We start from the raw sequence: 21,640 nt of genomic DNA, 5'->3' as shown, positions 1-21,640 counted from the left end.
ATAATATATACATTTATTAAAGCATAAAAAAGAAGTAGGTTAAAAATCAAGAATAACTTACCTGATTTCCCTACTTCTTTAATTTCTTACTTAACTTATTTATATAACAGAGCTACTTCGAACAAAATAGTTTAATAGCTTACGTCTGCCAATTAGTCATTTGTCTCTTGTAAAGCATTTAATTCATTTTCAGTTGGTTTTGCTTTCAACAAGCCATACATTATTGCCCCTATAAGCGCACCTATAATTAGAGCTATTAATGATTGCACTACATGACCAAAGTCTGTAGCTAACATAACAATAATACCTCCATGAGGCGCTTGAATTGCTGATCCTAGACCAAGTGAAATGGCTCCTGCAACACCAGAACCTACCATCATTGAAGGTATTACACGTAGCGGATCTGCAGCTGCAAATGGGATTGCACCTTCAGTAATAAAAGATAAGCCCATAATATAGTTAGGCGCAATAGAAGCTTTTTGTTCTTTCGTAAATTTCTTTCTAAATAAGAGCATAGCTGTTGCGATAGCCATAGGAGGTACCATTCCACCAATCATAGCTGCAGTTATTGGAGCAGTATTACCTTCTGTTAATGCAGCAGTTGCAAATACATATGCTGCTTTATTGAATGGTCCACCCATATCAATGGCCATCATTGCACCAATAACTAAACCAAGTAATACAATATTCGCTCCTGAAAGACTGTTTAATCCATTTAACAATAAGTTATTCAATCCAGATGCAGGTGGATTAATAACATAAATCATTAGTAATCCTGTAGCTGTCACTGAAAGTAATGGATAAATTAATGTCGGTTTCAAACCTTCTAATGCTTGTGGTAAACCACTTACTAATTTTTTCACACCTTGTGTTAAATAACCTGCTAAGAAACCTGCTAAAATACCACCGATAAACCCTGAATCACCAGAAATAGCAAGCATACCACCTACTAAACCAGCCGCAAAACCAGGTTTATCAGCAATACTACGTGCAATATAACCAGATAAAATAGGGATAATTAAGGCAAAAGCACTGTTTTTACCTATATTCCATAATTGTTCTGCAAAAGCGTTATGATCTCCACTTTTCGGGTCAAATGAATTCGCACCAAATAGGAATACAATTGCCATCAAAATACCACCAGAAATAACTAATGGCAACATATTAGAAACACCATTCATTAAGTGTTTATAAATTGTTTTCCCAACGCCTTGCTTTTCAGTTGATTTCTCTGTTGATTGTTGACTGTTAGTATTTTTAGCCACAAATGGTTGGCGTGAATCATCTTGTGCCATATTAATCAATTCTTCTGGTCGTTTTATACCATCTGCTACAGGTACTTCAACTACATTTTTGCCTGCAAAACGATCTGTTTCAACATGAACATCGGCTGCTACAATAATACCAGTAGCTTTGTTAATATCTTCATCTGTTAAATGATTCTTGATACCTCCAGAACCATTCGTTTCTACTTTCATTTTCACACCCATTTGGTTCGCTTGCTTTTTCAGAGCATCGCGTGCCATATAAGTATGTGCTATACCTGTAGGACAAGCTGTTACTGCCAAAATATATGGAGTATCTTCAGCCACTTCCTCATCGGTAGTTGTTGCAGCACTATCATTCTCTTCTTCATCTTCTACAGCTTCATCATCAGCTTTATTAATAATTGCTTGTACTTCTTCGGGTGTTTCAGCAGCTAATAAATCTGCTCGAACTTGTTCATCCATTAAAATACCAGACAATTTAGCTAAAGCATCCAAATGTGTTTGCGCGCCACCTTCTGGTGCTGCAATCATAAAGAAGAGATGTGCCGGTTGCATATCTAAACTTTGGTAGTCTATACCTGCTTTAGATTTACCAAAAGCGATTGCTGGTGTCTCAACAGCCGCAACCTTTGCGTGCGGAATAGCTATCCCTTCACCAATTCCTGTTGTACTTTGACCTTCACGTTGATGAATAGCTTCTTTATATGCTTCGACATCATTCAATTTACCTGCTTGATTTAATTGGTTTACTAGTTCATCGATAACCCCATTTTTATTTGTTGCTTCGACATCCATCGCTATTGTATCTAATGTTAATAACTCGGTGATTCTCATAATTATTCACTCCCATCTATCTTACTAATGACGACTTGTTGCTTAATATCTAATATTGCTTGTTGTTGTGCTAAATCCTCAGTAAATGCTGTTGCAGTACCTGCTGAAACTGCTTGTTTAAATGCCGATTCAATAGCCAATCCTTGATTTAATCCTGCAACCATACCTGCTACTGTGCTGTCTCCCGAGCCAACAGTATTAATAACATTACCGTTTGGTACAGTTGCTTTTAAACTTTGTGACTTATCAATGTATATAGCTCCTGCACCACCAAGTGAAATGATTACTGATTGTGCCCCACGCGCTAAAATTTCTTTACCATATTTCACTACTTCTTCATCTGAATTAATCGTAGTATTAAACATCACTTCTAATTCATCTTTGTTCGGTTTAATGAATAATGGTTCATAAGATAACACTGACTCCACCAAATCTTTTTCAGCGTCCACCACTAATTGTGCTCCTGTTTTTCGTGTCAATGCAGCGATTTGTTGATATGCATCTGCAGGAACACTTTTAGGTATACTACCTGCTACTACAACTATATCTTGCGGTGTAGTTTGTCCTATTTTAGTCAGTAAATCTTGAAATTGTTGTTGCGTAATATTGGGACCAGGCGCATTAATTTCTGTCTCAGTACCTGTTTTTAATTTCACGTTAATACGTGTATCATCAGCAATTTCAACAAAGTCTGTAGCAATGTTTTGCTGATGTAAGGTATTTGTAATAAAGGCACCAGGAAACCCACCAACAAATCCTAGAGCTGTTGATTGCACATCTAGTGTTTTCAATACTCTAGATACATTAATACCTTTACCTCCCGCAAATTTATAAGTCGCTGATGTCCGATTCAATTGATTAAGATTAAAATCATCAGCAAACATTATGTAATCAATGGAAGGATTGAATGTCACTGTATAAATCATCTTGTGCCTCCTAAAATTCGGTAATGTTGTGAAAACATTTCGTATGTTTCTAATTGTAAAACTGCATGTGAGGTTAAAATTGTTGCCTCATTTACCATTGGAACATGTGCAAAGTACACTTTATGGAATTTCGAAGTATCGGCCACAATAAATGTATTCAAGGCATAATTCATAGCTTCTCGTTTGATCAAACCTTCTTGCTCATCTGGTGTTGTCAGTCCATACTTTAAATCAATACCATTCATGCCTATAAAAGCTTTGTCAAAACGGTAACGTTGTAAAGACGCTAACGCATTAGGACCTACTGTGGCAAAAGTGGTAGGTTTCACCTCACCACCTAGTGTCAATGTCTTAATTCCATGTTTTAATAATTCTTCTATATGTGTTAACCCATTAGTCACCACTGTTATATCAGACGCTTCAATGTAAGGAATCATTTCGAGCGTTGTCGATCCAGCATCTAAAAACACGCAATCGTTATCTTGAATGAAAGTAGCAGCAAATCTGCCAATTTCTTGTTTTTCTTCCAAATTTTGTCGTCTTTTGTCTGTTAAATTCGGCTCTAATACAACGGATTGATTCAGTTTTGCTCCTCCATGAACCCTTGTTAATTTACCAATAGCTTGGAGTTTTGATAAATCTCGGCGGATTGTAGATGTACTACAACCAATTCTTTCGACTAATTCTTGTAATGACAAAAACTCTCGTTTAGAAAGTTCACGTAAAATTAATTCATGACGCTTTTCTGTAATCATCGTTTCACCTCATCTTCGCTATATTATAATGTATACGGTTTCTTAAATCAATCATTTTTTATCATTTTCATTCAAAAACAATCAAATTTAACTTTAATTTTGAACGTTTTCAGTCATATGTGCCGTTTACGAATGTTATTAACTAAAAAAGAGGCGATACAATCAACCTATATCGTTGATTGTATCGTCTCTTTTGTAATTAAGTCTGACATTGTAAGTAATGTCACTTTTCTAGAATTACGATGTAGCACATTTTCAATTTTCAAGCTCTAAAGTTTTTAAAAATGCCTTTAAATCATCTTGCATTGATGCATCTTTTAACGCGAATTCGATTGTCGTTTTGACAAAACCTAGTTTTTCACCAACATCGTAACGATCACCCTCAAAATCATAAGCATAAACTTGTGTATCTTTGTTTAAACGCTCAATCGCATCCGTCAATTGTATTTCACCACCGGCACCTTCACCTTGAGTTTCTAAATAACTAAAGATATCAGCTGTTAAGACATAACGTCCCATTATAGCTAAATTGGAAGGTGCTGAGCCAGCTTTCGGCTTTTCAACGAATTGTTCAACTTCATATCTACGTTGTTGTTGCGCGCATGGTTTTACAATACCATAACGATGTGTTTCATCTTCTGGCACTTCTTGAACTCCAATAACAGAATTACCTGTAGCATCATAAATATCCATCAATTGTTTTATTGCTGGTGTATCAGATTCAACAATATCATCACCTAATAAGACTGCGAAGGGTTCATCACCAATAAATTGACGTGCGGAGTATATGGCATGACCAAGTCCTTTTTGTTCTTTTTGTCTTACATAGAAAATATTAGCAAGTTCAGTTGAATATTTAACTTTCTCTAACAATTCATTTTTTCCTTTTGATTCTAATATCATCTCTAGTTCTTTTTGATTATCAAAATGATCTTCTATTGCACGTTTATGTTTACCGGTAACAATAATAATATCTTCAATGCCGGCACGTGCCGCTTCTTCAACTATGTATTGGATTGTTGGTTTATCTAATATAGGTAACATTTCTTTAGGCATTGCTTTAGTTGCAGGCAAAAATCGAGTGCCTAGACCTGCTGCTGGTATAATTGCTTTCTTTATCTGTTTCACAACGTTCATCCTTTTCATCAAAGTACTCATTTACATCTATTATTATAATAATGATAACCTGCTTTAGTTATTTATAAACAAAACAAAAAAATTCACATAAGTCGTTAACACAACTTATGTGAATCATAACATTTTTATTTTGTTTATACTATTTTAGCGCTGGTTGTGTAATAATTTTTCCAGACTTAGTAATTACTAGTTTCAGCTCTTTTTTAGTTTGTACATCAACAAAAACATATAGCATTCCTTGTTTAGCTTCTTTAACTTTTTCTAATCGTGGTGTTTGGGTAAAATGATCTGTTGCATATTTTTGCGCGATGACCTCAGATTCTTGTGCTGACACATTTGGTTTTCGAGCTTCATCTTGTGGCACTGGTTTATATGCATCATCAAATATTACAGCATTTTCATGCTTATCAACTGTTACTCTATAAAAACTATGTGGTTTCTTAGCATTTTTGAATGTAAAAATATAATAATACGCCCCCTGACAAGTGTTGTCGATAGCGTAATCATTGTATTCGTTTTGTGAGTTATTATTATTATTCACTTTTTCTTGAGCAGCTTTTAATGCTACATTAAACGACGGCAAGTTAGCTTGTGCCACTTTTTTATTACTAGCATCATGAGAACTTTCTTCGGCAATAGGTACATAATCTTTAGCATTATAGGGTTTTTCTTCAGCTTTGTCACCTGTAATTGCAGCCTTCGCAGAATGGTTTTCATCTGTATTTATCAATGTTTTACCTTTCGCTACATTATCAAATGTTGAAAAGTTCGAAATCGTTTCGTGAACTTTTACTAACGCTTGTTGGTTAGTAGCTATAAAAAGAAGGAACGCTAGAAAACAGGCAAGCATAACAGCTACAATGCTTAATATTAAATTTTTCATAAACGCTCCTTTCTTTAGTATGTTTTATTTATATTTATATTAGCATAAAATGATATTTAAAAAGTTATATAGAATGCAACTTAAAATAAATGTAATCTCTGTAACAATATTAATAAATTCACTGGCTATGATTAACATCTTTGTCACATAGTAGTTATAATGGCCAATATTCTGATAATTCACAGCACAGCTATCTACATCAAAAAAACACTGTAGCGATTTGCTACAGTGTTTTTACTATATAATTTGCTAACAGTTAAGAATGCATCCCTTATCTGTTAGTTCCTTTTATAATATTACTTTTCTAACTAGCTTTCCTATTACGTCTAACTCTCAATACTCTTTCTATTCGAATTACAATAATGCCTATAATCATAACTAAAACAGCCATGTAAATTGGAAATTCAAAATTAATATCATACAAAGTTCCTGCAACTAATGGACCGATAAAGTTCCCCATACTAGTAAATGTGGAGTTCAATCCTCCAGCGAAACCTTGCCGATCACCTGCAATGTTTGAAAAATAATTAGTTATGGCAGGTCGTATCATATCAAAACCAATAAACACTACAAAGCTGACTACCATAATTGCCCAATAACTATTTGTTAGTGTTAGCGCAGCTAATATAATTGCTGAATAAATGAGTGCATATGTGATAAAAGTTAACTCACTAAAGTATTTCATAAATTTATCGAAGAAAAAGACTTGGAATACTGCACCAAATATCCCACCACCAGTAATAGCTATTGAAATATCTAAAGGCGAATAATGTGCTTTATCTGCAGTATATAATGGGAATAACGTTTCAAAAGATGAAAGCCCAAATGCCAATACTAGAGTAAGAATTATCGGTGTTAAGAACACTTTCCAATTAATTTTCGACAACAGCTCCGGCTGATATTTTGTAAAACCATCTGTGGTTGCTTTTTTCGGATTGTGAATAAATACTATAGAAAGTATTAAAGCTACTAAACCGCTCACACCTGCTACATAAAACGGTAAGCGATGTGAAAATTCTGCCAAAAATCCACCAATACCTGGACCTAAAATAAAACCTGAATTGATAATCGCAGACATGTAACCAAAGTTTTTCGCTTTATCTGAAGAAGGTGAGATATCCGCAATCATACCTGTAACACCTGGCATTACCATACCAGCACTAAATCCACCTAACACTCTTGAAATAATAAGCAACTCAAATGTATGACTTACTGCAAATAAAAACTCAGAAATTGCAAATAAGAATAACCCAATACAAATTATAAGTTTCTTTCCTAACTTATCTGCTAATGTACCACCAAAAGGTGAAATAATCATTTGTGCTAACGCGAATACAGCGACTAAAATACCTAAGTCACTACCTTTTAAACCTAGATCTTTTAAATATACAGGTAAAACAGGGACTACTAAACCTATACCTAAGAAAACTAAAAAGATATTAAAATATAAAACATAAAACTGTCTATTCATTATTCACCCTCCTTTTTTCATATGAAATGCAACTCACTTTTTATTGTATCCAAATTCAACTCAATATTACATAATATTACAATATTTTATTACATCTAACATAACTAATACAATAGTTAATTTAAACTTTAAAACATAAAATTACAATTGATAGTTATCTATATGTATAATAGTAATGAAATCATTTTTATGGAGGGTCAATATGGTATATCAAGTTGATGGAAATACAATCGTTTTAATTTTAGAACAAGGCGAAGATATCATCTCAGCCGTTACAGATGTTGCACGTGAACAAAATGGTAAATTTGGTACAGTTAGCGGTATTGGAGCTTGCGAAGGGGTCGAATTAAATTTTTACAATTTAGACACGAAAACATATGAAAAACAAACATTTAACGAACCATTAGAACTAATTAGTTTATTAGGTAATATTTCTCACATCGATGATACACCTTTTGCACATTTACATGCTACTTTTGGTACGAACCAATACCAAACTTTAAGTGGTCACCTGTCAAAAGCAATTGTATCTGCAACTGCTGAAATTGTGATCACGATGACTAATTTAGATATTAACCGTAAACATAATGATAACATTGGATTAAATCTATTAGATGCATAATAACTCAGTTAATTAGGTGACTTGATTTCCATACAGTTACAACCAACTACGTAGTGAAATCGGTCACCTTACTTATGCATTTTCATTAACACAAGTACTAATATATTATAATACTTCAAAATGTACCTCTTTGTTTTTTTATTGATTCCACGTCGTAAAACTAGTATTATTGAATCTCGTATTTATAAATTAGTTAATTACTTTAAATATATAATATAGAAATTTGAGTTCAGCTCAAATAAAAGAAAGGTGGTACTATGAAATCCCGCTATATTGCCCGCATTGCTTTTATTGCACTGTTGACGATTTCTTTGTTTAGTAATGATGTTTATAGTTTTATGACGTTAAATTTAATATTAGCTTATATTCCACTTGAATTATGCTATTTGCTGAACTTATTTAAACCTAAAAAAGTTTTCGAATGGCCATTATTCATTATATTTAGTCTAATCTTTATTTTTATGGTTCCTAATACCTTTTATATGGTCACTGACTTAATTCATTTAAATCAATTCCGCTTTAATTTTTACGCTGGTTTAACTATTATTGAATGGATTTATTTTACGTATTTGTTAGCTGGAGTTGCTTTAGCTACTTATTGTTTAACGCTCATCTATATCGAAATCAATCACTTCACTCAATATCGATGGTTAAATAACACAATCATTGTATTAATGATGTTTTTAAATGGTCTAGGTGTATATATGGGGCGCTTTTTAAGATTTCATTCTGTTTATTTAATTAACGAGCCTCTAAGTGTGTTACAAGATGTCGCACAAGCAATAAACCCAAGCACACTTGCTTTTATTGTACTCATGATGGTATTGCAATTACTTATCATTGTGTTTATGAAAGGAGTACGATTAGCGAAATGACATTGAATATAATTATCTTAATCGCTGTTATTGTGGTGCTACAATTAATTATTGGGCATTTACTACATGATGTTGGTTTTTCATTACTTCACAGCATTATTTTGATGTTAATTCCATTAGGTATCGGCTTGTTTGCCTTACAATTATGGTATTATGAACACCGTTATTCTAAATGGGCTGTACCATTTAACGTTAAATTAAGATTAAAATATATGTATATTCTAACTTTCTTTGAATATGTAGCTTTATACGTATGCATTGTTGTTATCACATAACTAAGATATTACATTATCTCGACTGTTATAATTTAATAAAAAATTCTGGTACATTTGAGTACTAAGTGTAAACACAAGTATATACAGTACAATATTAAACAAGGCTGGTGCATATCAATGCACCAGCCTCGTTTATGTCATATTTAAAATTGTTGTAATGCTGCTTTAACGTCTGTTACTGCTTTTGCAGACGTATCTAATTGAGCTTGTTCATCTGCTGACAGTGATAAAGTGACAATTTTTTCTATACCTTGTGCACCCAAAATTGTTGGTACACCTAAACATATATCATGATAGCCGTATTCACCTTTTAATAAAGCAATACTAGGCAACAATCTTTTTTGATCTTTAATAATAGCTTCTAACATACTATAAATTGCAGCTGCAGGTGCGTAATATGCTGAGCCAGTGCCCAATAATCCCACAATTTCTGCTCCGCCTTTACGCGTACGCTCAACAATCGCTTCGATCTTGTCTTGTGCCAGCAACTCAGCTAGTGGCACACCATTCACATTTGTCGAACGCACTAATGGCACCATGTCATCTCCATGTCCACCTAATACCAATCCTTTGACATCTTTTACGGAAACATTTAATGCATCAGCAATAAACGTTTGATAACGTGCAGTATCTAAAATACCTGATTGCCCTATCACATGACTTTTCGGTAGGCCTGATGCTTTATAAACTGTGTATGTCATAGCATCTACTGGATTAGTTAAGACAATAATTTTACATTGTGGTGAGTACTGGACGATTTGCTCTGTCACCTCACGCATAACCGCTTCATTTGTTTGAACAAGATCATCTCTGCTCATCCCCGGTTTCCTTGGAACACCTGCTGTAATAACTACGACATCTGAATCTTTCGTAGCTTGATAGTCAACTGCTCCCTCGACGTTACTATGAAAACCAAAAATAGGGCTACTTTCCAAAATATCTAATGCTTTTCCTTGTACCGGACCTTCTGATTTTGGTCGATCAATAAGTACTACGTCCGCTAGTCCTTGTTGTGCTGTAATAAATGCTAATGTTGCGCCTGTATTACCTGCACCTATAATCGAAACTTTCTGTTTTGTCATGCCATGCTCTCCTCCAGTGTATAACTCTGCTCTTCATTCACTTCATTATAACACTGGCGTCGTAACATTCAGAGGACAATTAGTAGTTGTATCTATTCAAATATATTAATTTAAATGATTACTTTTGCTTATTTTTACGAACACGTTTTAGCCATTTCCATATAAAGTAAATAACAATGAGTAGCAAAATAACATAGATAACTTTAGAGTAAATATCCATATAATAGACGATTTGATGCCAATTGCCACCTACTTTCATTCCTAAATAAATCAATACCATATTCCAAATAATTGTTCCGAGTGTACTAAAAATAACAAACACAGAAAAATTCATCTTGGTAATACCAGCAGGAATAGAAATTAAACTACGAATAAGTGGTACAAATCTACAGAAAAAGATTGTCCAGTATCCATATTTTTCAAACCAATCAAATGTCTTAGTTAAATCCGTTGATTTTACACGTAAAATTTTGCCATAGCGATTTACAAGTCGATATAACTTGTCTTCGCCAATCCATAAACCGATGCCGTATAGAACGATTGCACCGATGATTGATCCCAGTGTAGATGCCACTGTCACTCCTATAAAACCTAACGATGATTTAGTCGTCATAAAGCCACCAAATGTTAATATGATCTCAGATGGTATTGGTGGAAAAATATTCTCTAAAAATATCAGCAATGCTATTCCAAAATAGCCAAATTGTTCCATGAACTGTGTAATCCACTGTTCCATGTATTAACCTCACTTCTCCAATTTTGTTGTAATTCAAAAATACTGTGCTCTAAAGCATTTAGTAAAGCATTAGTTGCTCACATAAAAGGTTGCACAGCGATGTCTCAGCAATAATATGATATTTAACTAACCTAATAAATTATTAGTAGCTGCATATAAATACATAAGCAAACCAAATATACTACCAGCCATAATTGATAATATGAGTGTTAAAATCATAGTGCGCTTAAAATGACGAATAAATGAAACAAATAACAATCCAACATTATATATGAAAAACAAGCCAAAAAACGCCATCATAATATTAATATCGGGATAAACAATATTTAATAATAATATGACTACTGCAAACCCCAGAAATGGGAAATGAATAAAATTTCGTTCAAATTGCTTTTGCTTTTGCCAATGTTGTTCTTGATTATTAGCCATAATACTTACTCCTTTTTTACGGTATATCGTGACCTAACGATGCAGTATAAATATCAAACCATTCTTGATCTGACAGTTTAATATCAAAACCTGCCAAAGCCTCATCAACCCGAGAGATTTGATGTGTACCTATAACAGGTAAAATTGCTGCGGGATGTTTATTTAACCATGCCATTATGATACTTGAAGTAGATGTTTGATATTTTTGAGCTAACGGTCCAATAATTGCCATAATTCGTTTTACTTTGTCATCTGCTAAATCAAATAGCTTCCCACCCGCTAAAGGACTCCAAGCCATAACCTTAACATTATCTTGTTGCATATAATTTAATGTCCCGTCTGTCATAATGTCTAATGTATATGGTGAAACTTCTAATTGATTCACAGTTATATGCAATTTATCGCACACTAAACATTGATTTAATAAATCGTATTGTGATTTATTAAAGTTAGATACACCAAAAGATTTCACTTTACCCGCTTTTACCAAATCCATTAAAGCGTCAGTGATTTCATTCGGGTCCATTAATGGAGAAGGTCTGTGTATCAATAATGAATCCAAATAATCTACATTTAGTTCTTGCAATGAACGGTCAACAGACTGTTTTATATGTTGTCTACTGTGATCATATCGATGACCTGTCGTCCACGATAACCGTTCAGAAGGCAATACAATACCACATTTCGACACAATTTCAATTGAATCTCGTAATTCAGGTGACAACTTCAATGCTTCACCAAAAATACCTTCGCAACGATAATCTCCATAAATATCCGCATGGTCCATCGTCGTTATACCGCGTTCTACTAATTCGTGTAAATAACGATTTAGCTCTTGCGGCGTCCATTGCCAATCGTGCGCTCGCCAAAAACCTTGAATAACTTTAGAAAAAGAAACATATTGATTAATTTCGACTTTATCCATCGTTTGACACATCCTTATCTCACATTTTATATTTTACGTAAATTGTAGCATTTCCAAATCGTTCCTCAGCCTTACTTTATCCAACTGTTCTCCTATAAGGACTACATTTAACGGTTTATCTTCCTCAATAACAAAAAAATCAGGCAAACCATATGCATATTGAAATTCATAAGTAACTTCAGGCTCATCACGAAACTTCACGTATCCCTTTAATCTTAGAACATTATCGGGTAGCCGTAAAATATATTGATAAAACAATTGCCTATCTATAGGTGATGTAAACTTATAATGTAATCTTTCTATGCCATGATGATGACCATGATATGATGTGTGCATATTCGAGTGTTGTCCAACTGATTCAAACGTTAACTCCTCGATATTGGCATACTCTGTAAAATGTACACTTGCTGTAGCATTTATACTGCTTAATGCCGTTGTGAGCTGTGCTTTATCTTCATTGACCAAATCCATTTTATTCAATAATATGACATCACAAACAGATAACTGCGCCTCCATAAGTTCCATTGTTTCATTAGTATATTGTGCTCGTTGTATAAATCTAGGTGCATCAGCAACACCGATAACCATTGGTTGCTTAATATAATCTACAATGTCTGGATCTTGGCATGCTACTATAATGTCAATCGGATGGGCAATACCTGTTGCTTCAATAATAATATGTTGCGTATCATTTTGATTTATCAAATATTTTAGTTTCGCTAATAATTCCTGTTTTAAATCGCAACATACACAACCGTTCAAAATAGAATATATATTCACATTAGATTGCTCAAGCCGGCTATTAAAGTCAGTATCGCCATATTCATTAATAATAATTTTAACATTCTCATTACTATTTAATAATCTTTTTGTATAATTATAAAGTAATGTAGTTTTGCCACTTCCGAGAAATCCTGTTACAATCGATAATGATATTTTATGATTTATATTATTTTTCAAACTATCCACTCATTTCTTATACAAATGTTTGCACAAAAGTTAAATTAAACATATAATTGACCTTTTACTTGATAAAATATTAGATATCTTCTAAACTTTAATTATACTTTTTATTTTAGCATGGCACAGTACAAAAGTATGTTTGCAAATGAATTCTATACAACATAGACGGATCCAATCCGATACACAGAGAAAAATTACGGATAGAATGTCTGGAGGAGAACTTAATGTCTGAGCAACTTAATTTAAAGGAGCAACTTTGTTTTAGTTTATACAATGCACAAAGACAAGTAAATCGCTACTACTCAAATAATGTCTTTAAAAAATATAAACTAACATATCCACAATTTTTAGTTTTAACAATATTGTGGAATGAATCACCTGTAAATGTTAAGAAAGTCGTTACTGAATTAGCATTAGATACTGGCACAGTATCACCGTTACTAAAAAGAATGGAGCAAGTTGATCTAATCAAACGTGAGCGATCTGAAATTGATCAACGTGAAGTCTTTATTCATTTAACTGAAAAGAGTGAGTCCATTCGTCCTGAATTGGATACAGCTTGTCAAGATGTTGCAGTTGCGTCTTCATTAGACGAAACAGAATCTGCTGAACTCAACAGATTACTTGATAAAGTTATAACTGCATTTACTGACGTTAAAACAAAATAATTTTTGCCCATGTTAAATTTAAAAGTGGAAGATATGTAAATTAAATCATTAAATATAGTTATTTATATAGAGAGGTCAAACAATCTTGTTTGATCTCTCTATATATTTATACTGACTTATTTAAGGTCATTATTTGATACAAATAACCGCGTTGTGCTAGTAAATCTTCATAAGAACCTGCTTCTATAATCTCTCCATCAACTACGACTACAATTTTATCAAACTGTGGTAACAGTCTTAAATCATGAGTTGCTATTACTAGAGTTTGCGCATATTTATGAATTAAATCCATTACACGTTCTGTATGATAAATGTCTAAAGCTGTTGTTGGCTCATCTAATATCCAGATTGGTTTGTTGTTTAATAATAATCTAGCGATGCCGATACGTTGTAATTCTCCTCCTGAAACAGTATCACCAACTAAAGTTAGTGGTGTATTTAATGCAAAATGATCCAAGCCAAGTTTTACTAATGTTTCTTTTATTACACTATCAGGTTGAGACGTAAAGAGATTTTCTTTTAATGTACCATCAAACACTTGTTGCGTTTGTAACATACCGTTGAGCAGCTTATATTTGTCCTCATTTGTGATGTTATGCAACTGTTGATTATTAAGTTTAATTTCTCCTGCTTCGGCTTGATATAAGCCTAACATCAATTGTAATATTGTACTTTTCCCCGAACCAGAAGGACCAATGAGTGCTACATGTTCACCTTCAGCCACTTCTAAATTAATATTACGTAATACAGGTACGGATTGATTCCAATATTTAAAATCTACATTTTGTACAGATAGTTTTATAGGGTGAGAAGCATCATATGAAAAACGTTCTGTACCTTGTGTTATTGGATGCGCCATTACTTCATTGACTTTCGACAGTGCATCATCGGTATCTGCTTTATAATATGCTACATTGCTCATAGGTACTGCTTGTTCAAACAACGTTAGCATCATTAACACAATACTTGTTAAATAAACGACATCAAATTGTTGCTCTTGTACTTGCACCACTCCAAGATACAATGTGAAAAATAATGCAAGCATTGAAATAATATTTAAGATAAAGTCGTATAGTGTTAAAAAACGTTGTTCTTTCAATTGCGCCTTACTATATGCTGTTAGCGAGTTATCTAACATCATTTTATAATTATGCTGTTGTTCAAAACGTTGTAATTCAGCACATCCTGCCTTATAGTCATAAAAGTGATTTAAAAATTCATTTTGCTTTTTATTTTTATACGCTTTAATCTTGGTTGCGCGTTTAGCACTTAACCATGGCACGATGCCTAACGTAATAAACATACTCACAAAAATAATCAATGCATGTGTATATGAAAATGCAAACATAACAATTATAGATATAATCGTCGTTATCCCAATCACTACAGGAGGATAATATACACGTAGATAAATATTTTGTAGGGCTTCAATTCTACTCACCATATTAGATAAAAGTTCAGTCGATTTAAATCTTCTATAAACATCTGGTATCACAGGAATTAAACCTTTAAAAAACTGCACGCGCACATCTCGTAACATGGTAAATGTTGTACGATGTGACAACAGTCTCTCAGCATACCTAAAAATCGCTCTTAGAAAACCAAATAATTTCACTGATACAATCAATATCATTAATGCAAATAATGGTGCTCCTAAAGCACTTTGTGTCACCATGTATCCACTTAAAAAGAACATAGCTAATGCAACGACACTACCTAACACGCCTACTGCTATTGCACTTATTAAATCTTTATCTGCTTTAAAATGAATTCGTGGCTTCACTCTGGTTCACCACCCTTTTTATTTTCTACTGACATGACCTGATCTATAAATTTCACACTACCATTTTCAATATAAACACGTCTGTCTGCATATTGAATTGTGCTATCACGGTGGGCAATATAAATTATCGTTGCTGCTTGAAATTGTCGATGAATAACATCCTGTATAATTGTTTCAGTCTGTAAGTCCAACCCTGTTGTTGGTTCATCAAACAAGACAATATCAGGCTGTAACAATAAAACTCGTGATAGTTCAATACGTCTCATTTCTCCACCTGAGAGCATTTCTCCACCTTCACCGATATGTGTATCAATACCATCTTTAAAAGCAGCAACTTTCTCTTTCAAGCCTACTAAATTCAACATTTTATAAACCTGTGCCTCAGTAATTTCATCATTAAACATTGTTATATTATTTTTAATTGAAGTATTAAAAATATAAGGTGCTTGACTCAATATGCCGAAACGCAATTGTCTAGAAGCCACAGTTAGCTCGCCATTAGTAACTGGTAATTGCTGAGTAATAATCTGCGCGAGTGTTGATTTTCCAGCGCCACTAGGACCAACTAACGCGATTTTTTCACCTTTTGTTATCTCCAAATTAATATGCTGTAATGCATACGATTGCGCATCTTCATACTTAAAACTTACATCATTCAGTTTAACAACCGATGATGTTGACATGTCATGTTGTTGTGGTCTTGCAACTGGATTTATCGTCGGCTCTTCTAAAAAATCGAATACTACATCACTTGAGCCCTCACTTTGTTTTCCGCTGTGGAACGATTGTCCTAAATCCTTAATTGCATTGTAAAATTCTGGAGCTAAAATAATAGCTATTGCTGCAGTTTTAAAATCGATATTATTAAATAATATAAGTCCTAATCCTGCTTCTAAAGCTACTAAACCTATGCCTAGCATCGTAATAAACTCCAGCATAAGGCCTGATAAGAATGCACTTTTTAAAATACGCATTGTCAAAGTTCTAAAATGTGTACTTTCTTCATACAATTCTTGCTCAGTTCTAGCTGTTTGATTAAAGAGTTTTAATGTAATTAACCCTTTAACTTTGTTTAGAAACTGTTGGCTAAATTGATTTAAGTAAGTCATTTTATCTTTAGATTCATCGCGTGTTTCCAACCCAAAAATGATATAAAACAATGGGATAAAAGGTGCAGTCACTAACATTATAAGTGCTGTGTTAAGATGTATATAAAACATAGCACCAATAATAAAAACTGGAATCATCATTGATTTAAATACTTGCGGAAAAAAATTACTAAAAAACGGAGCTATGCCATCAATGCCTTCCGTAACCACATTTATTTGCTTGCCTATAGGCGATTTAGACGCTTTTTCAATAACTTGTTGCCTTAAATTATTTTTAATTCGATTAGCCATCGTATCTCCAATTGCTAAATTCAACATATTAAACACTGCTCGAGCAATTAATACAAAAAAGATAGTTATCAATAATGATGTCAATTGAAACTGTTGTTGAATCAGCACTTTATCCAAAATTACGCCTATCGTTATATTTTGAAATACTACAGTCAATGCGAGTAAAATACTGACTAAAAACATCAAAATCGGAAAAATTTTATATTCTAACGCTAATTTTGTTAATCTTTTCACAAATATCACCTTTAATATATTATAAATGGTTTTAGCGATTTTTAAATTAATTCGTTTTATATTTACACAAAAAAAGTAACTGCTATACATATTTTTGTCACAATACAAAGCACATGTTATGATAACAACGTCAATACAAAGTTGAGCTGTACTTAGTTTATCTATCACGGAACTTTGATACATGATAAAGTATACTGCTCATACTTTGGTCCCAAATTGCGTAATTCTAATACATTTTTAAAATTCATTATGCTATTATGAAAAAGGAAAATGTATATAAAATTTAATAAGTACGATGAAAGTAGGTAAATTATGGTAATACTTGAATTGATTAAAGGTATCATTCTAGGTATTGTTGAAGGTTTAACAGAGTTTGCGCCTGTATCTTCTACAGGTCACATGATTTTAATTGACGATATGTGGTTGAAATCCACAGAATTTTTAGGTTCTGAATCTGCTTTCACCTTCAAAGTGGTCATTCAACTTGGTTCCGTTTTTGCCGCGGCTTGGGTTTTCCGTGAGCGCTATTTTGAAATGTTACATATTGGTAAATACAAAGCCGAACCATTGGACGGCGTTGACCAAAAGCCTAAACGACTAAATTTAATTCATATTGTCGTAGGTATGATACCTGCTGGTATCTTAGGTCTTCTATTTGATGATGTCATTGAAAAATACTTATTTAGCGTACCTACAGTTATGATTGGCCTTTTCGTTGGTGCAATTTATATGATTGTAGCAGACATGTATAGTAAAAAAGTCAAAAATCCGAAAACAGTAGATCAAATCTCTTATGTTCAAGCATTTATTATTGGTTTGTCCCAAGCTATTGCTATGTGGCCAGGATTTAGTAGATCTGGTTCTACAATTTCTACAGGTGTGCTAATGAAAATGAACCATAAAGCAGCTTCAGACTTTACATTTATGATGGCTGTACCTGTCATGCTTGGTGCTAGTGGTCTATCGCTAGTTAAAAATATAGAATTTATTCATGCAAATCAAATTCCATTCTATATTTTAGGATTTTTAGCAGCATTTATTTTTGGTTTAATTTCAATCAAATTATTCCTACACTTAATTAGTAAAGTTAAGTTATTACCTTTTGCAATTTATAGAATCATCTTAGTAATTATTATTGCTATCTTGTATTTTGGTTTTGGTATTGGTCATAACATTACTGGTGCATAACTATTTTACAAAATTATACCTTTAATTAAAAATTGTGTGACAGAGGCTGGGACAATCAATATTGTCCCAGCCTCTTTTCATATTGGCAATAGACCACCTTATTTTACGTTATGTCCCCTCTCCTATATACATGCATTACACAACACTCTCGTCCTGTCCCTCTTGCAGTTAACCTTAAATTTCTTCTATTTATATTTTAGATAGCTTTCAATACAAATGTCGTTTAATTTACGGTATCATAGGGTAATAATAACTTAGTATATTTATATGGAGGCAACGTGTATGGACAAAAAGCAATTAGTGAAAACACTAATCAATGTAGTACCAATTATAATAGTTCCGCTAATTTTAGAGCGTAAGCGTATTAAATCACATCCAGATGTGAAAAAGGCTTCTGAAGCAACAGCTAAAGCTTCAAAAAATGTCGCAACAAAATCAATTCAATTTAAAGATGTTGTTGTTGATAAATCTGGTAACGCTAAAGACTACGTGGTTACCAAAAAACATAATATGGATGAAAAGCGTCAGTTAAGACAAATCGCAAAAGAACATGATCCTGCTTATATCCAAAAACAAGAAGCTAAAGCTGTTAAATCAGATTATAAAGAAGCAGAAAAGCTAGATAAGATCTTACAAAAACAAATAGACAAACGTCATAAAGAAGAAGCCAAAGCACGTGAAGATAATAAGAAAGAACGTATTAAAAATATGAAAAAATCCAATAAGCATATGGAAAAAGTTGGGTTAACACCTGGAAAACTTGATGATAAAACAGAGAAAAAAGGTGAAAAACTAGCAAAAGACAACAGCAAAGATATTTCAAAATTGGATAAACGTTTGCAAAAGAATATCGATAAACGTCATAAAGCCGAAGCAAAAGCGCTGGATAACAACAAAAAAGATCGTTTAGCAGAGTTCGAAAAGTATAAAAATTACGATGCTAAAAGCGTTATTAAACAACGCAACGATAGCGAGAAACAATAACGCATGATACAAATCATTATCGACGGAGATGCTTGTCCTGTTACCGATTCAGTAATTGAATTGACTAAGGGGACAGGCATTTTTGTTACAATTGTCCGCAGCTTTAGTCATTATTCTACAGTTATCCAGCCACAACATGTAAAAATAGTTTATGTTGATGATGGACCTGAAGCAGTGGATTATAAAATTGTGCAGTTAGCTAACTCGGATGCTATTGTTATAACTCAAGATTATGGTCTTGCTAGTTTATTGCTCGATAAAGTCGCCGTCGTCTTACATCATAGTGGAAAACAATTTACTTATGACAACATCGATGGATTATTAGCTACGCGTCATGCACATGCTCAATATCGCCGCAGTGGTGGTAGAACTAAAGGGCCATCTAAGTTCACAGCGCAAGATAAAGCTGATTTTAATGCAGCCTTCCAAGCTGTGTTAACTCAATTTGATTAGCAGGAGGTAAATGCATGAAAAGAATTGCAGTATATTGTGGGGCCAGTAAAGGTAATGACGATATTTATGTTAAAGAAGCCTATGCCCTAGGAAAATATATGGCTAAACAAGGTTACGAACTAATTTTTGGTGCTGGTTCAGTAGGTATTATGGGTGCTATTGAACAAGGTGTTTTAGATCAAGGCGGTAAAGCCATTGGTGTTATGCCTAAATCGTTAGATGAGAAAGAAATTACTAGTCAAAAAGTAAGCCAACTCATTTTAGTAGATTCTTTACATGAACGTAAGGCTAAAATGTCAGAGTTAGCCGATGCTTTTATTATGGCTCCAGGTGGTGCTGGTTCATTGGAAGAGTTCTTTGAAACATATAGTTGGTCTCAAATAGGCATCCATCAAAAACCAATAGCAATTTTTAACATCAATGGTTTTTTCAATCCATTACAACAGTTAATTCAACACATGATTGATGAAGGTTTTATCGATCAAAAATATCAATCATTGGCACCACTTTGTGCTACAAAAGAAGAATTATTAACATGTCTCAATCAATATCAAGCTCTTGGTGTACGTACGTATGATTAATCAATGCGCACAAAACAAGGTACAAGCGCGCGCTATGTGTGCATGTACCTTGTTTTATTTAGTTATATCTTTAAGTTGAATATGATATCTCACATGTCTCTTTAACGGATGATAATTACTTAAGTCGGGATACTCAAAGAAATCGAATTGCTCCATACCAATTTTTTTCATCACTCGAATAGAAGCCTCGTTTTGCTCAGCTGCCAACGCATATATATGCTCAAATCCTCGCTCCTTGGCATAACTTAATACTGCTTGTGCACCCTCTGTCGCAATACCATTATCCCAAACTTCCGGAATTAATCGCCATCCTATTTCATAAAATGGTAGCTCAATAAACTTGTATTTACTATTTTTAGGAACATAGTTTAATCCTATAAATCCTAGCCATCCATTTGTTTCTTTTAACTCAACCGCAAACAACCCTACACCAGTTTCTTTAATGATATCATCCATTTTCTTTAGATCTAGTTCTGAACGTCGATAACTCAATAGGCTAGGGAAAAATCTTCTAACTTGTTGATTGGCATTCATTTGTTGAAATGGTAAAACATCTGCCTCACGCCAGTCTCTTAAAATTAATCGTTCTGTCTCAATATAAACTGTCATCATTCACACCTCGAAACTTGTCTAAATTATTCCTGTTTATATAAAAGTAACGCGTTATGATTTATTCATATCGCGCTACTAATGTTGTGAAATTGTCCTCATTTATTTTAAGCTTTTGTAATATAGCTAATTAATTCTACATTAACTGCAATCTCTTTCAAACGATTTCTATCTGATTTTGGTGCTGTAAACGTAGCATCAATAAAATCATTTTGGTGATTTAACTGATAAGTCGCTACAAAAGTATCCGTATCTGACTCAAAATTAGGTAAATGCGCGATTACACGTTTAATTTCTCCAGTCGAATCTTTAATTTGTCGTCCAGTAATATTTTCTAATTCTCTACCCAATTCAGGTAAAGTAATCGCACGACCTTCTAACAAATCAAAATCTTGTTCATGCATGATTTTCCCTTCTTTCTATAGCATTTCAATTGTGTTTTCATTATATTTGATTCATTATTAATAGATTTGAAAAATTTAGAGTATAAATTTCCAAATAATCGTTATTATTAACTGTCTTGTGTCATAAATATTTTAATATATGCTCTTGAATACCC

General features: G+C 33.3%; 23 protein-coding genes. 8 read left to right on the top strand and 15 right to left on the bottom strand.

Going from position 1 to position 21,640, the window contains the following annotated elements:
* Positions 1-152 precede the first annotated feature (152 nt).
* The 6 genes from JVU85_RS04890 to norA all read right to left on the bottom strand — a co-directional run bounded on the left by JVU85_RS04890 (position 153) and on the right by norA (position 7,274).
* Positions 153-2,102: a PTS fructose transporter subunit IIABC gene (locus tag JVU85_RS04890; protein WP_002508914.1), complete on the bottom strand. Its 1,950-nt coding sequence runs from the start codon at positions 2,100-2,102 to the stop codon at positions 153-155.
* Between the two features lie 2 nt (positions 2,103-2,104).
* The gene (gene pfkB, locus JVU85_RS04885) at positions 2,105-3,028 is read right to left on the bottom strand and encodes a 1-phosphofructokinase (protein ID WP_002508915.1); all 924 of its coding nucleotides are present in this window, start codon (positions 3,026-3,028) and stop codon (positions 2,105-2,107) included.
* A complete protein-coding gene (locus JVU85_RS04880) occupies positions 3,025-3,783 on the bottom strand; it encodes a DeoR/GlpR family DNA-binding transcription regulator (protein ID WP_002508916.1) in 759 nt (252 codons plus the stop codon). The genes pfkB and JVU85_RS04880 overlap by 4 nt, the downstream gene beginning before the upstream one ends.
* Positions 3,784-4,038: 255 nt before the next feature.
* Positions 4,039-4,911, bottom strand: coding sequence for a UTP--glucose-1-phosphate uridylyltransferase GalU (gene galU / locus JVU85_RS04875; RefSeq protein ID WP_002508917.1), 873 nt, complete (start codon positions 4,909-4,911; stop codon positions 4,039-4,041).
* 148 nt (positions 4,912-5,059) lie between these two features.
* Entirely contained in the window at positions 5,060-5,803 is a 744-nt protein-coding gene (locus tag JVU85_RS04870) for a hypothetical protein (protein WP_002508918.1), read from the bottom strand.
* A gap of 304 nt (positions 5,804-6,107) precedes the next feature.
* Positions 6,108-7,274: a multidrug efflux MFS transporter NorA gene (gene norA / locus JVU85_RS04865; RefSeq protein ID WP_002508919.1), complete on the bottom strand. Its 1,167-nt coding sequence runs from the start codon at positions 7,272-7,274 to the stop codon at positions 6,108-6,110.
* Positions 7,275-7,476: 202 nt separating this feature from the next.
* Here norA and JVU85_RS04860 point away from each other — a divergent pair, with 202 nt between their 5' ends.
* The 3 genes from JVU85_RS04860 (at position 7,477) to JVU85_RS04850 (ending at position 9,046) form a co-directional block, all read left to right on the top strand.
* Entirely contained in the window at positions 7,477-7,896 is a 420-nt protein-coding gene (locus JVU85_RS04860) for a PPC domain-containing DNA-binding protein (protein ID WP_002508920.1), read from the top strand.
* A 257-nt stretch (positions 7,897-8,153) separates the two neighbouring features.
* On the top strand, positions 8,154-8,771 hold the full coding sequence (locus JVU85_RS04855) for a DUF1361 domain-containing protein (RefSeq protein ID WP_002508921.1): 618 nt from the start codon (positions 8,154-8,156) through the stop codon (positions 8,769-8,771).
* Positions 8,768-9,046 carry a hypothetical protein gene (locus JVU85_RS04850; protein ID WP_021459156.1) on the top strand — a complete coding sequence of 93 codons (279 nt, stop codon included), beginning with the start codon at positions 8,768-8,770 and terminating at the stop codon, positions 9,044-9,046. The genes JVU85_RS04855 and JVU85_RS04850 overlap by 4 nt, the downstream gene beginning before the upstream one ends.
* A gap of 143 nt (positions 9,047-9,189) precedes the next feature.
* On the opposite strand, the gene mdh is transcribed toward JVU85_RS04850, so the two are convergent.
* From mdh to JVU85_RS04825, 5 genes are all read right to left on the bottom strand, one after another.
* Positions 9,190-10,128 (bottom strand): malate dehydrogenase, encoded by a 939-nt coding sequence (gene mdh, locus JVU85_RS04845; protein WP_021459157.1) that lies wholly within the window; start codon positions 10,126-10,128, stop codon positions 9,190-9,192.
* Between the two features lie 118 nt (positions 10,129-10,246).
* Positions 10,247-10,864: a DedA family protein gene (locus JVU85_RS04840; protein ID WP_021459158.1), complete on the bottom strand. Its 618-nt coding sequence runs from the start codon at positions 10,862-10,864 to the stop codon at positions 10,247-10,249.
* A 126-nt stretch (positions 10,865-10,990) separates the two neighbouring features.
* Positions 10,991-11,293 (bottom strand): hypothetical protein, encoded by a 303-nt coding sequence (locus JVU85_RS04835; RefSeq protein ID WP_021459159.1) that lies wholly within the window; start codon positions 11,291-11,293, stop codon positions 10,991-10,993.
* A 16-nt stretch (positions 11,294-11,309) separates the two neighbouring features.
* Positions 11,310-12,218: an aldo/keto reductase gene (locus JVU85_RS04830; protein ID WP_204172104.1), complete on the bottom strand. Its 909-nt coding sequence runs from the start codon at positions 12,216-12,218 to the stop codon at positions 11,310-11,312.
* Positions 12,219-12,251: 33 nt separating this feature from the next.
* Positions 12,252-13,178: a CobW family GTP-binding protein gene (locus JVU85_RS04825; protein ID WP_021459160.1), complete on the bottom strand. Its 927-nt coding sequence runs from the start codon at positions 13,176-13,178 to the stop codon at positions 12,252-12,254.
* A 227-nt stretch (positions 13,179-13,405) separates the two neighbouring features.
* Between JVU85_RS04825 and mgrA the strand changes: the two genes are divergently transcribed.
* Positions 13,406-13,849: a global transcriptional regulator MgrA gene (gene mgrA, locus JVU85_RS04820; protein WP_002508928.1), complete on the top strand. Its 444-nt coding sequence runs from the start codon at positions 13,406-13,408 to the stop codon at positions 13,847-13,849.
* A gap of 106 nt (positions 13,850-13,955) precedes the next feature.
* On the opposite strand, the gene JVU85_RS04815 is transcribed toward mgrA, so the two are convergent.
* A complete protein-coding gene (locus JVU85_RS04815) occupies positions 13,956-15,632 on the bottom strand; it encodes an amino acid ABC transporter ATP-binding/permease protein (RefSeq protein WP_021459161.1) in 1,677 nt (558 codons plus the stop codon).
* On the bottom strand, positions 15,629-17,266 hold the full coding sequence (locus tag JVU85_RS04810; protein WP_021459162.1) for an ABC transporter ATP-binding protein/permease: 1,638 nt from the start codon (positions 17,264-17,266) through the stop codon (positions 15,629-15,631). Before JVU85_RS04810 ends, JVU85_RS04815 begins: the two co-directional genes overlap by 4 nt.
* A 312-nt stretch (positions 17,267-17,578) precedes the next feature.
* Between JVU85_RS04810 and JVU85_RS04805 the strand changes: the two genes are divergently transcribed.
* The 4 genes from JVU85_RS04805 (at position 17,579) to JVU85_RS04790 (ending at position 20,472) form a co-directional block, all read left to right on the top strand.
* A complete protein-coding gene (locus JVU85_RS04805) occupies positions 17,579-18,454 on the top strand; it encodes an undecaprenyl-diphosphate phosphatase (RefSeq protein ID WP_021459163.1) in 876 nt (291 codons plus the stop codon).
* Between the two features lie 282 nt (positions 18,455-18,736).
* Positions 18,737-19,438 carry a hypothetical protein gene (locus JVU85_RS04800; RefSeq protein ID WP_002508932.1) on the top strand — a complete coding sequence of 234 codons (702 nt, stop codon included), beginning with the start codon at positions 18,737-18,739 and terminating at the stop codon, positions 19,436-19,438.
* A gap of 3 nt (positions 19,439-19,441) precedes the next feature.
* Positions 19,442-19,891, top strand: a complete 450-nt coding sequence (locus JVU85_RS04795) for a YaiI/YqxD family protein (RefSeq protein ID WP_021459164.1) — start codon at positions 19,442-19,444, stop codon at positions 19,889-19,891.
* Between the two features lie 14 nt (positions 19,892-19,905).
* Positions 19,906-20,472 (top strand): LOG family protein, encoded by a 567-nt coding sequence (locus tag JVU85_RS04790; RefSeq protein ID WP_002508934.1) that lies wholly within the window; start codon positions 19,906-19,908, stop codon positions 20,470-20,472.
* A gap of 54 nt (positions 20,473-20,526) precedes the next feature.
* On the opposite strand, the gene JVU85_RS04785 is transcribed toward JVU85_RS04790, so the two are convergent.
* The gene (locus tag JVU85_RS04785; RefSeq protein ID WP_021459165.1) at positions 20,527-21,081 is read right to left on the bottom strand and encodes a GNAT family N-acetyltransferase; all 555 of its coding nucleotides are present in this window, start codon (positions 21,079-21,081) and stop codon (positions 20,527-20,529) included.
* 107 nt (positions 21,082-21,188) lie between these two features.
* Positions 21,189-21,485 carry a hypothetical protein gene (locus tag JVU85_RS04780; protein WP_002508936.1) on the bottom strand — a complete coding sequence of 99 codons (297 nt, stop codon included), beginning with the start codon at positions 21,483-21,485 and terminating at the stop codon, positions 21,189-21,191.
* Positions 21,486-21,640 lie beyond the last annotated feature (155 nt).

The sequence above is a fragment of the Staphylococcus sp. GDY8P72P genome, assembly GCF_016890655.1.
In the GTDB taxonomy this organism is placed as follows: Bacteria; Bacillota; Bacilli; order Staphylococcales; family Staphylococcaceae; genus Staphylococcus; species Staphylococcus arlettae.
The sequence above is the reverse complement of the archived record's forward strand: the minus strand, read 5'-3'. Positions and strand labels throughout refer to the sequence as shown.

What these genes read in the sequence shown, in the direction of transcription:
- JVU85_RS04890 (WP_002508914.1), bottom strand. Translation starts at nt 2,102, where the DNA reads ATGAGAATCACCGAGTTATTAACATTAGATACAATAGCGATGGATGTC.
- pfkB (WP_002508915.1), bottom strand. Translation starts at nt 3,028, where the DNA reads ATGATTTATACAGTGACATTCAATCCTTCCATTGATTACATAATGTTT.
- JVU85_RS04880 (WP_002508916.1), bottom strand. Translation starts at nt 3,783, where the DNA reads ATGATTACAGAAAAGCGTCATGAATTAATTTTACGTGAACTTTCTAAA.
- JVU85_RS04870 (WP_002508918.1), bottom strand. Translation starts at nt 5,803, where the DNA reads ATGAAAAATTTAATATTAAGCATTGTAGCTGTTATGCTTGCCTGTTTT.
- norA (WP_002508919.1), bottom strand. Translation starts at nt 7,274, where the DNA reads ATGAATAGACAGTTTTATGTTTTATATTTTAATATCTTTTTAGTTTTC.
- JVU85_RS04860 (WP_002508920.1), top strand. Translation starts at nt 7,477, where the DNA reads ATGGTATATCAAGTTGATGGAAATACAATCGTTTTAATTTTAGAACAA.
- JVU85_RS04855 (WP_002508921.1), top strand. Translation starts at nt 8,154, where the DNA reads ATGAAATCCCGCTATATTGCCCGCATTGCTTTTATTGCACTGTTGACG.
- JVU85_RS04850 (WP_021459156.1), top strand. Translation starts at nt 8,768, where the DNA reads ATGACATTGAATATAATTATCTTAATCGCTGTTATTGTGGTGCTACAA.
- mdh (WP_021459157.1), bottom strand. Translation starts at nt 10,128, where the DNA reads ATGACAAAACAGAAAGTTTCGATTATAGGTGCAGGTAATACAGGCGCA.
- JVU85_RS04840 (WP_021459158.1), bottom strand. Translation starts at nt 10,864, where the DNA reads ATGGAACAGTGGATTACACAGTTCATGGAACAATTTGGCTATTTTGGA.
- JVU85_RS04835 (WP_021459159.1), bottom strand. Translation starts at nt 11,293, where the DNA reads ATGGCTAATAATCAAGAACAACATTGGCAAAAGCAAAAGCAATTTGAA.
- JVU85_RS04830 (WP_204172104.1), bottom strand. Translation starts at nt 12,218, where the DNA reads ATGGATAAAGTCGAAATTAATCAATATGTTTCTTTTTCTAAAGTTATT.
- mgrA (WP_002508928.1), top strand. Translation starts at nt 13,406, where the DNA reads ATGTCTGAGCAACTTAATTTAAAGGAGCAACTTTGTTTTAGTTTATAC.
- JVU85_RS04805 (WP_021459163.1), top strand. Translation starts at nt 17,579, where the DNA reads ATGGTAATACTTGAATTGATTAAAGGTATCATTCTAGGTATTGTTGAA.
- JVU85_RS04800 (WP_002508932.1), top strand. Translation starts at nt 18,737, where the DNA reads ATGGACAAAAAGCAATTAGTGAAAACACTAATCAATGTAGTACCAATT.
- JVU85_RS04795 (WP_021459164.1), top strand. Translation starts at nt 19,442, where the DNA reads ATGATACAAATCATTATCGACGGAGATGCTTGTCCTGTTACCGATTCA.
- JVU85_RS04790 (WP_002508934.1), top strand. Translation starts at nt 19,906, where the DNA reads ATGAAAAGAATTGCAGTATATTGTGGGGCCAGTAAAGGTAATGACGAT.
- JVU85_RS04785 (WP_021459165.1), bottom strand. Translation starts at nt 21,081, where the DNA reads ATGACAGTTTATATTGAGACAGAACGATTAATTTTAAGAGACTGGCGT.
- JVU85_RS04780 (WP_002508936.1), bottom strand. Translation starts at nt 21,485, where the DNA reads ATGCATGAACAAGATTTTGATTTGTTAGAAGGTCGTGCGATTACTTTA.